Genomic DNA, 15,386 nt, shown 5'->3' with positions numbered 1-15,386 from the left:
CGCGGTGTTGTCCGAGCGTCCGGTCCTCTACCCTCCCGGCCTGCGGCATCGCGAGGGTGGCCCCATGAACCGCACCCTGACCCTGGTGGGCGAGCCCACCCACACCGAGATCCTCGCCGCCGGGCTGGCCCGGCTGGACGCGGGGCTGCGCCCCCGCCTGCACGAATCCCTGACCGGCGAGCAGGCACACCGCTCCCCCGGCAGCCTGTCCGGCCGCGGCCTGGTGGTGTTCTGCTGGCCCCCTGGGCGTGAACTGCCCCTCGAGGCGGAGGCCTACGCCGACGGCGTCGTCGCCCTGCACGCCTGGTGGGACGCGGAGGCAGGCTCCGTCGGCCCGCTGGTGGGTCGCCGGCTGGGGATGTGTCCCGCCTGCAACGCCGCAGCCTTCGACCACGCACACTCCGGGCAGGGAGAGGCCGCCGACCTGGGCGCGTGGGTGGCCGCGACGGCGGCGCTGGAGATCCCGCTCGTCGGAACGCGGTCGACGCTGCGGGACCGCAGCCTGACCTGGTGCCGTCCCTGCGGCTCGGTGGGCATCATGAGGTGGGCACGCCAGGCGGGGTGCCGCACCCCCGGTTGCGCCTCTCAGGCCTGATGCCCCCGGACCACATCCAGCGCCGCCTTCCCGTAGCGCTCCAGCTTCGAGCGGCCGATGCCGGGCAGCCGCAGCAGGCCAGCCTCGTCGGTGGGCGCCGCCTCGGCGATGGCCTGCAGCGTGGCGTCGGTGAAGACCACGAAGGCCGGCACCTTCGCCTCCTCCGCCGTCTCCTTGCGCCAGGCCCGCAGCGCCTCGAACAGCGCCTCGTCGTAGGCCACCTCGCAGTCGTGGTGTCTCCCGAGCTTCCGCTCCGCCGCGTCGGTCAGCCGCTGACCGCAGACGCGGCAGGTCCGCGACCGCGAGGAACTGGCCGACCGCGGCTCCCGGCCGACGGTCACGGGCCCCGTCACCTGGTCCGCGATGAACCGTGACCGGGTGGCCGTTCCCCGCGACGCGGCCCAGCTGACCCGCAGTGCCCTGCGGGCACGCGTGAACCCGACGTAGAGCAGTCGCCGCTCCTCGGACAGCGCCGGCTCCTCCTGGCTGAGCACGAACGGGATCATGCCCTCGCGGACTCCGATGATCGCGACCGCGTCCCACTCGAGCCCCTTCGCGGCGTGCAGCGTCGACAGCGTGACCGCGCGGGCCACCGGGCTCGACTGCCAGGAGGCCCTCTCCCGGACCCAGCCAGCGGCATCGGCGACCGACCAGTCGTCGTCGCGGCGGTCGTCCTCGTCGACGAACATCGTACGCAGCGCCGACAGGGACTCCCAGCGCTCGCGCTGGCGGCCCTGCCCGGCGGGGGCCTCCGGCTTCCAGCCGAGGCCCTGCAGGACGGACTCCAGGGTCTCGACCGCCTCGGCGTCCGGCTGCCGCTCGGCGGCACGGCCCACCTCGACGATCGCCTGGCGGACCTCCGCCCGGTCGTAGAACCGCTCGGTGCCGCGCACCGTGTACGGCACGCCTGCCTGGGTGAGCGCTGCCTCCAGCGCCGGGGACTGCGCGTTGATGCGGTAGAGGACGGCCTGCTCCTGCCACGGCACCCCCACCGCGTGCTGCTCCTTCAGCCAGGCGGCGACGTCGCCCGCCTCGGTGGCCTCGTCCGCCGCGCCCTGGAACACCGGAGCCGGCCCGGAGCCGCGCGTCGGGCGCAGCGCCCCCGGGGAGCCGGGCCGGACCCGCAGGACCCTGTTGGCCGCCGTGAGGATCTCCGGGGTGGAGCGGTAGTTGCGCACCAGTCGGACCGTCCGGGACCCGTCGTGCTCCGCGCCGAACCCCCTGAGGTAGCCCGCGTCGGCGCCGGCGAAGGAGTGGATGGCCTGGTTGGGGTCGCCGACGACACACACGTCGTCGCGGCCGTCGACCCACAGCGAGATCAGTCGGTGCTGCAGGGCGGAGACGTCCTGGTACTCGTCGACGACGAAGTGCCGGTACGTGGCGCGGATCTGCGCCGCGATGTCCGGGTGCTCCGCGAGCAGGGCGGCGTTGCAGAGCAGGATGTCGTGGAAGTCGACCGTCCCCTCGGTCAGCTTGAGCTTCTCGTAGTGCGTCATGACGCTGGCGACCTGCGCCGGCGTCGCCCCGTTCACGTCTCGGCCGGCCGCGACGTCCGCGTAGCGGGCCGCCGTGACATTGCTGGTCTTGGCCCACGAGATCTCGGAGTCGAGGTCACGCACCAGCGCGACCTCCGAGGAGCCCAGCACCTGGTGCGCCGCCCGGGCGACGAGCGAGAAGGTGTTCTCCGCGACCCGGGGGAACTCGACGTTGAAGGCCTGCGGCCAGAAATACTGGCACTGGCGCAGCGCCGCGGCGTGGATGGTGCGGGCCTGCGCCCCGCGCACCCCGAGTTGGGCGAGCCTCCGGCGCATCTCGCCGGCCGCACGGGTGGTGAACGTGACCGCCAGCGTCGCGGATGCCTGGTAGCGGCCCTGCGCCACGGCGTGCGCGACGCGGTGCGTGATGGCCCGCGTCTTGCCGGTCCCCGCACCCGCGAGCACCACCACCGGATGGTCCAGCAGGGTCGCCACCTCGCGCTGCTCGGGGTCGAGGGGGTCCAGGATCTGGTCGGTCACCCAGCCATTGTGGACGCAGCCTCCGGCAGGTGGCCAACCCGGCCCCGTGACAACGGTCGGACCCTGCCGAGGTGCGTCCCCACCCCTTCACGTAGCATTCGCCCTGAGTTCAGTGTGATAAGGCCGGGGGGCGTCTTGGGAAGGTAAGGACACATGCGGGCGCTCCACCTCCGCGCAGCCTCGGCCGGGGTCGTTCTCGGCCTGGTCGCCACCGGTCTGGCCATCGCGATGCCGGCGGACGCGGCCGACACCGCGTCCATCGCCGGATCGGTCACCTATCCCACCGGTGTCACGGCCATCGAGGCCATGACCCGCGCCTACGCGTACCCCGCCTCCGGCGCCACCTACAACGACGACGCCGACTCCTGGACCGCCGTCGCGACGGTCGCCGAGGACGGCTCGTTCGTGATCACGGGCCTGGCGGCCGGCAGCTACAAGGTGCTCTTCGACGGATTCGGCGCGGACGCCGCGGCCCGGTGGTGGCCGGCCGCCGACGACTTCGAGTCGGCCGCCTCGGTCACCGTCGGGGAGGGCGAGCAGGTCGGCATCGACGCCGAACTCGACGCCGGCTCCACCATCTCCGGCACCGTGGTCGGCGGCACCGTCTCCGAGGGCCTCGGCTGGGCTCTGGCCTACCGGAGGGAGACCGGCGGCTGGCGCACCGAGGGCTCCGCCGAGATCGCCGACGACGGCAGCTACCGGATCGAGGGGATGCGGGCCGGCACGTACCGGCTGATGTACAGCGCCGTCGGCGGGTTCGAGGGAGACCTCGACGGCGAGGCGTTCACCGGCTGGCAGGAATGGTCCGGCGACGCCATGTCCAGCGCGAAGGCGTCCCCGGTCACCCTGACCGCGGAGCAGGATCTCACCGGGGTCGACGCCGACCTCGACACCGTCGCCGGGGTGCGCACCTGGCCGACGGTCTCCGGCACGGCCAGGGTCGGATCGACGCTGAAGGCCACGGCCGGGGCGTGGCCGGCGGGCACGAAGCTCACCTACCGCTGGTACGCCGACGGCCAGCTGATCCCGGGCGCGAAGTCCTCGACGTGGAAGCTGACCGCCGCCCAGCGCGGCGCGCGCGTCACGGTCGGTGTCTTCGGCCGCAAGACCACCGACGTCGGCTGGGAGGCCACGTTCTCCGCCGCGAGCGCCACGGTGGCGGCCGGCACCCTGTCCACGGCCACCCCCACCGTCTCCGGCACGGCGGTCGTCGGCACGAAGCTGAAGGCGAAGCCGGGCACCTGGACCGGCGGCACGAAGCTGACCTACCGCTGGTACGCGAACGGCAGGGCCATCTCCAAGGCCACGGGCTCCACGTACACCCTCACGTCGGCCCAGAAGGGGAAGAAGATCACCGTCAAGGTGACCGGCACGCTCAACGGCTACACGACGGCGGGCAGGACCTCCAAGGCCTCCACGAAGGTAGCCACCGCCGCGACCCCGAAGATCAGCGGCACCGCGAAGGTCGGGAAGAAGCTGAAGGCGAAGGCCGGCACCTGGACCGGCGGCATGAAGCTGGCCTACCGGTGGTACGCGAACGGCACGGCCATCTCGAAGGCGACCGCCTCCACCTTCACGGTGAAGAAGGCGCAGAAGGGCAAGATGATCACCGTCAAGGTCACCGGCAGGAAGAGCGGCTACCCGACGGTGTCGAGGACCTCGAAGGCGACCTCGAAGGTCCGCTGAGGCCTCCTCGGTCGGCCACGGACACGTCTGTCGGTGGCCCCGGCTAGGGTTGTGGGCGACAGGGCGGAAGGGCGGTTCAGCGTGGCGCTGCAGGTCGTGAGGGGCAACCGGTTCGGCACCCTCATGGATGGACTGGCCGATGCGCTGCGCCGTCTGCAGAACGACCCGTTCGCGAGGGTGCGGGTCCTCGTGGGTTACCCCACCACCGGACGCGTCGTCGGGCAGGAGGTGGCCCGGAGGCTCGGGATCTCCGCCGGCGTGGACTACCTGACGCCCGCCCAGCTCCTCGGCCGGCTGGCGGAGCCCGCTGGCCTCGCCCGCGACAGGTCGCGCTGGCTCGGCAGCCCTCTCGACCTTGCCGTCTGGGAGGCCGTGACCTCCATGACGGACGAGTTCCCCGTCCTGGCCCGCGCGGCGCACCCCGAACGCCCAGGCGGCCGGCGGGCGCTGGCCACCCGGCTGGCGAGGCTCCTGCGCTGGTACCTCGACCACGATCCCGATCTGCTCGCCGGCTGGCTGGAGGACGCCGACGAGGGCCCCGGCGGCGCTGAACTGCCGGAGCGGCTCGCCTGGCAGCCGGAACTGCTCAGGCGCAGCGTCGAGGCGCTCGAGGTCGATCCCTGTGAGCTGCTCGACGCGCTCCTGGCGGCCGCCCGCGCCGACGCGGTGCCGACGCTGGCGTTCGGGCTCGACGAGCTGACGATCCCCCGCACCAGGCTGCTCGCGGCGCTGGCCGAGTCCAGGGAGGTGACGGCCTTCCAGCCGTCGGCCGCCGGAGACGCGGAGTGGATCCGCGCCCTGGGCGCCGAGGTCCACCCCGCGCGAGACGAACCCGCCGCGCCGCCCCACCTCACGCTGCACGGCTCGCACGGACCCGCCCGGCAGGTGGAGGTCCTGCGCGACGAGCTCGCGCGCGCGTTCGCGGAGGACCCGACGCTCGAGCCGCGCGACGTCGCCATCGTGTGCCCGCGGCCGGGGCGGTACGCCACGCTGCTCGACTCCGCGTTCGCGGCCGTCCCCGGCCGGGCGCACCCGGGCCGGAGCCTGCGGGTGGCGCCCGTCGGGGGGCGGGAGTCGAACCCCGTGCTCGAGTGCGTCGTGCAGCTCCTGCGCCTCGGCGAGTCCCGCGCCTCCGCGACGGCCATCACCGAGCTCGTCACGTCGTCCCCGATCGCGCACCGATGGCGTCTGGAGGACCGCGAGTCCGTCACGGAGATCGTCGAGGCCGCGGGGATCCACTGGGGCATGGACGCCGGCCACCGCGCCTCCTTCGACCTCACGGTGACGCAGAACACCTGGATGCGGGGGCTCGACCGGGTGCTCGTCGGCCTCGCGGTGTCCCCCCGCCACGACTCCGGGCTGTCGCTGACCGGCACCGACGCCGTGGGGTCCTCGGACCTGCCGATCGTCGGCGCCCTCTGCGAGCTGGTCTCTCGGATGCGGCGGCTCATCGCCCAGACCGCGGCCCCCGTCACGGTGCCGGAGTGGGTGGCGACGACCCGCCAGCTCCTCGCCGACTTCGTTGGCGTCCCCTTCGCCGACGAGTGGCTCGTGCTGCAGGTTCATGCGGCGCTGGCCCGGCTCGCCGCCGATCATGCGGGCTCGCCCACCGAGTTGACGCGCCACGAGTTCGCGCATCTCCTCGAGGCGACCGAGCGTTCCACCCGCCGGGTCTCGGCCGGGAACGGGTCGTTGCAGGTCATCGACCTCGGCGAGCTGGCGCACGTGTCGTTCCGGCTGGTCGCCATGATCGGCATCACCGACGACGTCGTGCCCGGCCGCGGCGCAGCCCAGCCGGACGCCCTCGAGGTGGCCGCCGTCGACCGACGCGAGGTCCGCCTCCGCCAGCTCCGCGCGCACGCGCTGGCCGCCGAGCGGCTGATCGTCGTGCGCCAGACGCGGTCGGAGCGCACCGGCGATGAGGTCGCCGACGGCGCAGCCGTCGACTGGCTGGTCGACGCCCTCGGCTCGCCGGTCACCCGGATCGAGCACCCGGCCACGGCGATGTCGGAGGCCAACTTCGACACGCGGCCAAGCTTCGACGAGGCCGCGCGCGCCGGCGCGTTGGCCCGACGCGGCGCGGCCACCCTCCCCCCGGCGCACACCCGCCGCAGACACGACGCCCGCAGGCTGCCGGTCGGCGACCCGCCGGCGCAGGTGGACCTCGGCCAGCTGGAGCGCTTCCTCGTCGACCCGGCGAAGGCGTTCCTCCGCTCGGCCGCCGGGATCTCCGCGTTCCCCGGGGCGAGCCTCAGCGACGAGCTCCCGCTGGCCCTCGACGGCCTCGAGCAGTGGAAGATCAGCGACGAGCTCCTCAACGCCCGCATCGAGGGCCGCGACCCGGCGGATGTCGCGGCCCGGCTGCGGGAAACCGAGTCGCTGCCGCCGGGCGAGCTGGCCGCGCGCGCGTTCCGGAGGGCCGACGCGAAGGCCACCGAGCTGTGGGGCGAGGCCGCCCCGCTGTTCGAGAGACCCGCCACCGACCACCGCATTGACCTCAGGGTCCCCGTGCCGGGCATCGGCGAGGTCCGCGTCGTCGACACCGTCTCGTGCCGCGGCGGGGAGCCGGTGTCCGCGACGCTGTCGAAGGGCGCAGAGAAGTTCATCCGCCCGTGGCTCGAGTCCCTTGCGCTCGGCGCGTCGGGCGATCCGACGCCCGCCAACCTCGTGCGCTACGAGGCCGGCGCGGACCCCTTCCTCCAGCAGCCTACCACGCGCCGCGTCGGCGGGCCGGACGCGGCCGTGGCGACCGACAGGCTCACCGCGGTGCTCCTGGCCTTCGCGCTCGGCCAGCACCGGCTGATCCCCGTTCCCGCGGACGCGGCGCTGGCCTACGCGAGCCAGCACGCGCGCGGAACGCTGACCCCCCGCGACTGGCGCGGCTCACCCGGTTGGCGCCATCCGAAGTGGTCGAAGCCGGGCGACGCGTGGCCCCTGTTCTTCTCGGACGTCGGCGAGCTGTTCGACGACGCGCCGCTGCCGGAGGACCCGGCTCTCGGGCAGACCAGCGCCTTCCAGAGCTGGGCCCTGGCCCTCTACTCCGGATTCGGAGGCCTCTGACGTGGCGGCGCCCTTCGACCTGCTCGGCCCGCTGCCGCAGCGCACCACGCTCCTGGAGGCGAGCGCCGGCACCGGCAAGACCTACGCCATCGCAGCCCTTGCCGCCCGCTACCTCGCCGAGGAGGGCCACGCGCCCCGTGACCTCCTCATGATCACGTTCGGCAGCCAGGCCGCCGGCGAGTTACGCGACCGCGTCCGCGGCCGGATCTCCGAGTCCCTTGCCTACCTCGACCGCCTCGCGGACGGGGCCGTCGCGGACCCGTCCGACGACCCGGTCTCCCGACACCTCGCCGCCCAGCCGGGCGCGCGGGACGCTCTGGCCGCCGCACTGCAGCAGTTCGGCGAGATCACCATCTCCACCACCCACGGGTTCTGCCAGGACATGCTGCAGGAGCTGGGGGTGCTCGGCGACTGGGACCCGAGCGAGACCGTCGGTCCTGACGACGACGTCCTCGCCCACCAGTGCGCCTCCGACACCTACCTCGCGCTGTGGGCCGGGGAGCAGAACCCTCCCATCGAGCCCGCCGACGCGCTGACCCGCGGCGTCGCGGCCGCCACCTCGACCCTCCCGCTCCTGCCCGACCAGGGTCCGTTCCACGAGTACGCGACCCGGACCCGCGAGCTCTACGCCCAGCGCAGGCTGAACGAGTCGCTGTGCACCTTCAACGACATCGTCACCAGGCTCCGGTCCGCGCTGGCCGACCCGGAGCTCGGCGGCCAGGTGCGCGCCCGCCTGCGGGAGCGGTTCCCCGTCGTGCTGGTCGACGAGTTCCAGGACACCGACCCCGACCAGTGGGACATCCTGCGGGAGGCCTTCGTCGGGCCTGACCGAAGAACTGTCCTGATCGGCGACCCGAAGCAGTCCATCTACGGCTTCCGCGGAGCCGACCTCGGCAGCTACCTGCAGGCACGCTCCCACGCCCAGGTCCGCTCCCTGGACGTGAACTACCGCTCGGATGCCGCCGTCGTCGACGGGGTCGTCGACCTGTTCCGCGGCTCGCACCTCGGCGACGAGACCATCACTGTCGATCCCGTGCACACCCACCGCACGGGATCGGGGGTGCAGGTGCCCGGCGCGGCCCGGCTGTGGCTGCGGCGCTGCTCCGTCGGAGAGTTGACCTCCGTGAGCGCGCCCGAGGCCGTCGAGCACGACGTCGTGCACCAGGTCCGCCTGCTGCTGAGCCGGGCGACCCGGGTCGACGGATCCGCTGTCAGGCCCTCCGACATCGCCGTCCTCGTCCGCCGCGGGGCGCGCGCCGAACAGCTCCGCGACGCGCTCACCGCCGCCGGGCTGCCCGCGGTCCTGACCGGCAGCCAGTCCGTGTGGACGCGGCCGGCCGCCGACAGCTGGCGCGTCCTCCTCGAGGCGATGGCCGAGCCGTCGCAGGCCAACATCCGGCTCGCGGCGCTCTCCCCCCTGATCGGTTCGGAGTTCGGCCAGCTGGTCACGCCGGGCAGCAGCGAGCCGGCCAGAGTCAGCACGCTCGTGCGGGAACTTGCGCACGCGCTCGAGGCCGGCGGCATCGGGCACGCCTTCACCGAGCTCCAGACGCAGACGCGCCTCGCGGAGCGGACGTTGGCCGAGCCGGACGGCGAGCGGCTGCTCGCCGACCTCCAGCAGGTCGCCGAGCTCCTCGGCGCCTCCGGCGCGACCACGGCCGCCCAGCTCCTCGAGGTCGTCTCCCGCGGTCGCGGTGAGGACGACCTGAGCGACGCCATCCGGCTGGCCTCCGACGGTGACGCCATCCGCGTCATGACGCTGCACGCCGCCAAGGGCCTCGAGTTCCCCGTCGTGCTGCTCCCGGAGACCGACGGGGTCAGGCCCATCACCCGGCGGCCGTTCACCATCCTGGAGGACGCGACCCGCAGCCTGTGGATCGGCCCCCGGCCCGCCACCAACGACCGCATCACCACCCGGCTCCGGGCCCAGAACCTCGCCGAGGAGCTCCGCCTGCTCTACGTCGGGTTCACCCGCGCCAGGCACCTGGTGATCGCCTGGCACGTCGACTCGGGACGGAGGCCGGACGGCGACCCGATGGCGCACCTGCTCACGCAGCACGGCTGGCGCCCCGACAAGCAGCAGCGCCGCCCCATCAGCTCGCTGACCGGCGTCATCGTCGACTCGCCGCTGGACCCGACGCCCCCTGCCGCGGCCCCCGGACCCGCGGCGGGGGGGACGACGACCCCGCTGGCGCTCGGCATGTGGGATCGTCTGATCGACGCCACGTGGCGCCGCACGTCCTACTCGGGGCTGACCGCGGGCCTGCACGAGGCGCCGGCCGGCATCGTCACCGACGAGGCGGAGACCCTCGACCTGTCCGCGTCCGCGGACGCCCGCGGCGACCTCGCGGCCGCCTCGCCCATGAACGGGCTGCCCGCCGGCACCGGGTTCGGGACGCTGGTCCACGCGGTGCTCGAGCGCACCGACTGGTCCCCCTTCGCGCTCGAGGCGAGCACCGCGACGCAGCTCGCGGAGCTGGGACCGGCCGCCGGCCTGACGGTCGACGAGTGCGGCCGGCTCGCCGAGGCCCTGGTTGCGGTCTGCCGGACCCCCCTGACCCCGGTCGCGGACGTCTCACTGTCCGACGTGCCCGTGGCGCGCAGGCTGCCAGAGCTGGACTTCGACCTCCCGCTCGCGGACGGCGGCGCCCCCGCGACGCTGCGCGACCTCGCCACGCTGATGGCCGCGCATCTGCCCGACGACGACCCGCTGGCCGCCTACCCGCCACGGCTGGCCTCCTCCGAGGCCGCCGACGCCGTCCTCAACGGCTTCCTCACCGGGTCGATCGACGCGGTGCTCCGCTTCGACGACGGGCGCTTCGGCGTGTTCGACTACAAGACCAACCGCCTCTCGCCGCCGGGGGTCGACACCACGCTGGGTCACTACACCCCCTCGGCGATGGCCGAGGCCATGATGCAGGCCCACTACCCGCTCCAGGCGATGCTCTACTGCGTCGCCCTGCACCGGTTCCTCAGCGCCACGCTGCCCGGCTACGACCCCGCCACGCACCTCGGGGGCGTCGGCTACCTGTTCGTCCGCGGCATGGCAGGGCCGACGACCCCTGTCGTCGACGGATCCGTCTGCGGCGTGTTCGGCTGGTTCCCGCCCGCCGCCCTCACCGTCGCCGCGTCGAACCTGCTGGGAGGACACCATGCGTGAGCGACCCATCTCCGCCACCGGGCTGCTCGCCGAGTTCATCGATGCGGGCATGCTGCAGCTGATCGACTTCCACCTGGCCCGGCGCGTCGGTCAGCTCGCCGACGAGGCCGACCCGCGGGTGCTGCTCGCCCTGGCGCTGGCCGTGCGCGAGCTGCGCCTGGGGTCGGTGTGCCTCGACCTCACGCGCGCGCACGAGCTCGCCCCCGAGGGCGACCTGGACGACGGAACCGCTGCGGACCCCACGACGCTCGACTGGCCGGAGCCGACCTCCTGGGTCGACGACGTGGCCGCGTCCCGCACGGTCGCGCCCCCCGGCGGCCCGGCCGCCCCCTTCCGGCTGGACGGCACGCTGCTGTATCTCGACCGGTACCACCGCCTGGAGACAAGGCTCGCGGCGGCGCTTCGCGCCCGCAGCCGCCTCACCGACTTCGTCGCCGAGGCGGCCCCGGAGCCGCCCGCGCATCTCGACGAGCACCAGCGCGCCGCGATCGCGGCGGCGCTCACCCACGGGACCACCGTCATCACCGGCGGACCGGGCACCGGGAAGACCACCATCGTCGCCGAGCTGCTCCGGGCGCTCGCCCCCCACGCACCGCGCGTCGCACTGGCCGCGCCGACCGGCAAGGCGGCCACCCGGCTGCTCAGCACCGTCGGCGGCAGCGGCGGCGCCGTGTGGGGAGGCACGCTCCACAAGCTGCTGAAGATGCGACCCCGGTCCGCCGTCTCGCCCTACTCGCCCGTCGACCCGCTCCCCTACGACGTGGTCGTGGTCGACGAGACCTCCATGGTCTCCCTCGAGCTCATGACCGTCCTGGTGGAGGCCCTGGGCCCCGGCACCCGGCTGGTCCTGCTCGGCGACCCGCACCAGCTGAGGTCGGTCGAGGCCGGGGCGGTGCTGGCCGACATCGAGTCCGCCGACGACCTCGTCTCCGCGCCCGGCGGGGCCGTGGCCCGGCTGGTCACGAACTACCGGTCCAACACACAGATCAACGCGCTCGCCGAGGCCATCGAGTCCGGGGACGCGCGGCGCGCGGCGGCCCTCATCGAGGCCTCCGAGGCACTCGAGCTGATCGACTTCGACCCGACGACGGACCCCACCTCGCTACCGCAGGTGCGCCGGGACGCGCTGGCCACCGCAGAGGCGGTCCGCGGACCGGCGCTGGTGGGCGACGGGGAGGGCGCGAACCGGGCGCTGGGCGGGCACCGCTTCCTGTGCGGGCACCGCGAGGGACCGTTCGGGGTCACCCACTGGGCCCGATCCCTGCGGGCGTGGCTCGGGGCGCAACTGCCGGACTACGGCTTCGACACCCGGCACTACGTCGGCGAGCCGCTGCTCATCCAGCGCAACTCCGACCTGTTCAGCAACGGCGACACGGCGGTCGTGACCCTGCTCGGCGATCAGCTGCAGGCCGTCGTCGACCGCCCGGAGGGTGCGCTGAGCCTGCCGCCGTCGCTGTTGGACGACGCTGTCGATCTGCACGCCATGACGGTGCACAAGTCCCAGGGCAGCCAGTTCGACACCGTCTCGGTCGTGCTGCCCCCCGTCGGATCACCGCTGCTGACCCGCGAGCTGCTGTACACCGCGGTCACCCGGGCGCATGAACGCGTCCGGATCTACGGGAGCGCCGAGGCGCTGGCCAAGGCCATCGCCACCCCCGTCCGCCGGGCCAGCGGGCTGGCTCAGGCGCCGGCCGGGGACGCCGCCCGCACGGACGCGATCGCGTCCGCCACGTAACCGAGGTTGCGGTCGTTCAGCGCCGCGACGCAGATACGGCCCGAGTCGAGACCGTAGATGCCGAACTCGGAGCGCAGCGCGACCATCTGTTCCCGGGGCAGGCCCGAGTAGCTGAACATCCCACGCTGCTGGGCGATGAACTCCATGTCGTCGATGCCGCGCTCCGTGAGAGCCGCGACCAGGGAGGTGCGCAGCGTCTGGATGCGGGTGCGCATGTGCGAGAGCTCGTCGGCCCACATCGAGCGCAGCTCCTCGTCCAGCAGCACGGTCGACACGATCGCCGCCCCCTCGGTGGGCGGGTTCGAGTAGTCGGTCCGGATGAGCGTCTTGAGCTGGCTGAGCACGCGTGCAGCGACCGTGGAGTCCTCCACGACGACCGACAGCGAGCCGACGCGCTCGCCGTAGAGGCTGAACGACTTCGAGTACGACGTCGACAGCAGGAACATCAGGCCCGACGAGGTGAACCGGTCGACGACCGCTCCGTCCTCCGCGATGCCGGAGCCGAAGCCCTGGTAGGCCATGTCGAGGAAGGGAACGAGCGAGCGGCTGATCAGGACCTCGATCACGCGGTCCCACTGCGCCGCGTCCAGGTCGTAACCTGTGGGGTTGTGGCAGCAGGCGTGCAACACGACCACCGTGCCAGCCTCGGCGGCGTCGAGATCGGCGATCATGCCCTCGAAGTCGATGCCCTTGAGCTCGGCGTCGTAGTAGCGGTAGGTGTCCACCTCGAAGCCGGCGCGGCTGAAGATGGCGCGATGGTTCTCCCAGCTCGGGTTCGAGACGAGCAGCTTCGGGCCCGCAGACAGCACCCGCAGGAGGTCGCCGCCGATGCGCAGGGCGCCGGTGCCGCCGAGGCTCTGGACCGTGACCACGCGACCGTCGCTGATGGCATCGGACTCGCCGAAGACCATGGCACGGACGGCGCTCCGGTAGGCGGGCATCCCGTCGATGGGTTGATAGGCGTGCGGGCGGGCCGCCTGCGTGATGCGCTCGCTGGCCTCCTGCACAGCCCTCATCAGGGGGAGCCTGCCGTCCTCGTCGAGGTAGACGCCCACGCCGAGATTCACCTTCTGTGCGCGCTTATCGACGGTGAAGGCCTCGGTGAGTCCGAGGATCGGGTCGGCAGGGGCGAGTTCGGCGCGTTCGAAAAGCGACATCAGGGGTGAACCTCTCTTTCGGCCGTCACTGTATCGCCGGGAGGGGCTGCCCGCACCCATCTCCGCCGGTGCTGGACTAGTCTTCACGCAGAAAGCTTGGGAGGCGGGATGAAGATTCCTTTCGGCCAGTCGCGTCAGTCCACGATCGGCATCGAGTGGGAACTGGCGGTGGTCGACGCGACCACGCTGGAGCAGGTCCCCGCCGCCGAGCTGGTCCTCAGCCACGTCGACGACCCCGTGGACGGGCCGATCCGGCGCGAGTACCTGACCTCCATGATCGAGATCGTCTCCGGGGTGCACAGCCACGTCGACCGGGCCGTCGCGGAGATGCGCTCTCATCTCGACTTCGTCCTGGAGAAGCTCGACGCACACGGGCTCACGCTGATGGGCGCGGGAGCCCATCCGTTCGGGGACCCCACGAGGCAGAGCCCGGGCGACAAGGCGCAGTACCGCCGGGTCACGGAGCGCAACGGCTGGTGGGGCCGCCACATGGCGATCAACGGCCTGCACATCCACACCGGGATCGACTCCCGCGACAAGGCGCTGCCCATCGTCTTCGGGCTGGCCCGCTTCACCCCGTACTTCATCGCGCTGTCGGCCTCGTCCCCGTACTGGGAGGGCGAGGACACGAACTTCGCGTCGCAGCGAACCATGATGTTCCAGCAGCTTCCGACCAACGGGCTGCCGTACCACATGAACGACTGGGCCCAGCTTGAGCGGTTCGCCTCGCAACTGGAGGGGGTGGGGCTGATCCAGAACCCGTCCGAGATCCGCTGGGACGTGCGTCCGTCGTCGTGGGGCACCGTCGAGAACCGCACGATGGACTCGGTGCCGACCTCGTTCGAGGTGGGCGCGCTGGCGGCTTTCAGCCAGTGCATCGTCGAGTGGATGTCGCGGGTGCTCGCCCGCGGCGACGAGATCGACGCGCTCCCGCACTGGTTCCTCAGGGAGAACAAGTGGCGCGCCGCCCGCTACGGGCTTGCCGCCGACGTCATCACCCCGCGCAAGGAGGAGTACCTCATCCACGTCGACGACGGGATCCGGATGTGGGCCGACATCGTCGCGCCGATCGCCGATGAGCTGGGCTGCGCCGAGGAACTCGGCCACGTCCTGGAGCTTGTCGATCGGGGCCCGAGCTACCGTCGGCAGCGCCGCATCGTCTCGGCGGGCGGCAGTACCCACGACGTCGCCCGTGCGTTGGTCGACGAACTGCGTTCCGGCCAGCCGCGGTTCCAGGAGGCAAGGAAGTGAAGCCGTTCCTGCTGCTCAGCACCCGCCCCGAGGACGAGGCGGTCATGGGAGAGCGCGAGGCCATCCTGCGGTTCTCCGGGCTGGCGGAGCAGGACCTGGTGCAGTACCGGGTCGAGAGGGAGTCGCTGCCGCCGATCGATCTGGGGGACTTCAGCGGGATTCTGCTGGGAGGCGGCCCGTTCAACTCCAGCGACCGGGTCAAGTCCGGCCTGCAGCTGCGCGTCGAGGCCGACCTCGCCCCGGTGGTCGCCGCCGTCGTGGCGCGCGATTTCCCGTTCCTCGGGCTCTGCTACGGCATCGGCGCGCTGACCGCCAACCTCGGCGGCCAGGTCGACCGCACCTTCGGCGAGGCCGTCGGCGTCGTGGACGTGACGCTGACCGACGAGGGGCGCGCCGACGCGCTGTTCGACGGTGTGCCGGGTGTCGTGCGCGCCTTCGTCGGGCACAAGGAGGCATGCACCGTGCTGCCGCCGGGCGCGGTGCTGCTCGCCACGGGGGCCGACTGTCCGGTGCAGGCCTTCAGGGTCGGGCGCAACATCTACGCGACGCAGTTCCACCCCGACCTCGACGGACCGGGGTTGGCCCGTCGCATCGACATCTACCAGGAGGCCGGCTACTTCCCGCCCGCGGAGACCGACGAGCTGATGCGGATGGCCCTGGCGGCCCCGCTCAGCCCCGAGGTCCACCTCCTGGTGCGCAACTTCGTCGAGCGCGCCGCGAGCTGACG

General features: G+C 72.9%; 9 protein-coding genes. 7 read left to right on the top strand and 2 right to left on the bottom strand.

Features of this window, described 5'->3' with window-relative positions; all coding sequences use genetic code 11:
• Positions 1-64 precede the first annotated feature (64 nt).
• Positions 65-595 carry a hypothetical protein gene (locus KDB89_RS05995; RefSeq protein ID WP_219083928.1) on the top strand — a complete coding sequence of 177 codons (531 nt, stop codon included), beginning with the start codon at positions 65-67 and terminating at the stop codon, positions 593-595.
• On the opposite strand, the gene KDB89_RS05990 is transcribed toward KDB89_RS05995, so the two are convergent.
• Entirely contained in the window at positions 586-2,610 is a 2,025-nt protein-coding gene (locus tag KDB89_RS05990; protein WP_219083927.1) for an ATP-dependent DNA helicase UvrD2, read from the bottom strand. The two genes, KDB89_RS05995 and KDB89_RS05990, sit on opposite strands and share 10 nt — an antisense overlap.
• Positions 2,611-2,763: 153 nt before the next feature.
• Between KDB89_RS05990 and KDB89_RS05985 the strand changes: the two genes are divergently transcribed.
• The 4 genes from KDB89_RS05985 (at position 2,764) to recD (ending at position 12,251) form a co-directional block, all read left to right on the top strand.
• On the top strand, positions 2,764-4,296 hold the full coding sequence (locus KDB89_RS05985) for a hypothetical protein (protein ID WP_219083926.1): 1,533 nt from the start codon (positions 2,764-2,766) through the stop codon (positions 4,294-4,296).
• 81 nt (positions 4,297-4,377) lie between these two features.
• Positions 4,378-7,356: an exodeoxyribonuclease V subunit gamma gene (locus KDB89_RS05980; RefSeq protein WP_219083925.1), complete on the top strand. Its 2,979-nt coding sequence runs from the start codon at positions 4,378-4,380 to the stop codon at positions 7,354-7,356.
• A gap of 1 nt (position 7,357) precedes the next feature.
• Positions 7,358-10,516, top strand: coding sequence for a UvrD-helicase domain-containing protein (locus tag KDB89_RS05975; RefSeq protein ID WP_219083924.1), 3,159 nt, complete (start codon positions 7,358-7,360; stop codon positions 10,514-10,516).
• Entirely contained in the window at positions 10,509-12,251 is a 1,743-nt protein-coding gene (recD, locus tag KDB89_RS05970) for an exodeoxyribonuclease V subunit alpha (protein ID WP_219083923.1), read from the top strand. Before KDB89_RS05975 ends, recD begins: the two co-directional genes overlap by 8 nt.
• Here the strand turns inward: recD and KDB89_RS05965 are convergent.
• A complete protein-coding gene (locus KDB89_RS05965; protein ID WP_219083922.1) occupies positions 12,197-13,408 on the bottom strand; it encodes an amino acid aminotransferase in 1,212 nt (403 codons plus the stop codon). The two genes, recD and KDB89_RS05965, sit on opposite strands and share 55 nt — an antisense overlap.
• A 108-nt stretch (positions 13,409-13,516) precedes the next feature.
• Between KDB89_RS05965 and KDB89_RS05960 the strand changes: the two genes are divergently transcribed.
• Together KDB89_RS05960 and KDB89_RS05955 are read left to right on the top strand one after the other, a co-directional pair.
• Positions 13,517-14,659 (top strand): carboxylate-amine ligase, encoded by a 1,143-nt coding sequence (locus tag KDB89_RS05960; protein ID WP_219083921.1) that lies wholly within the window; start codon positions 13,517-13,519, stop codon positions 14,657-14,659.
• Positions 14,656-15,384: a glutamine amidotransferase gene (locus KDB89_RS05955; protein WP_219083920.1), complete on the top strand. Its 729-nt coding sequence runs from the start codon at positions 14,656-14,658 to the stop codon at positions 15,382-15,384. The genes KDB89_RS05960 and KDB89_RS05955 overlap by 4 nt, the downstream gene beginning before the upstream one ends.
• Positions 15,385-15,386 lie beyond the last annotated feature (2 nt).

Origin of the sequence: Tessaracoccus palaemonis, from assembly GCF_019316905.1 — a bacterium.
Classification (GTDB): domain Bacteria; phylum Actinomycetota; class Actinomycetes; order Propionibacteriales; family Propionibacteriaceae; genus Arachnia; species Arachnia palaemonis.
This window is presented reverse-complemented; position numbering and strand designations above follow the sequence as displayed.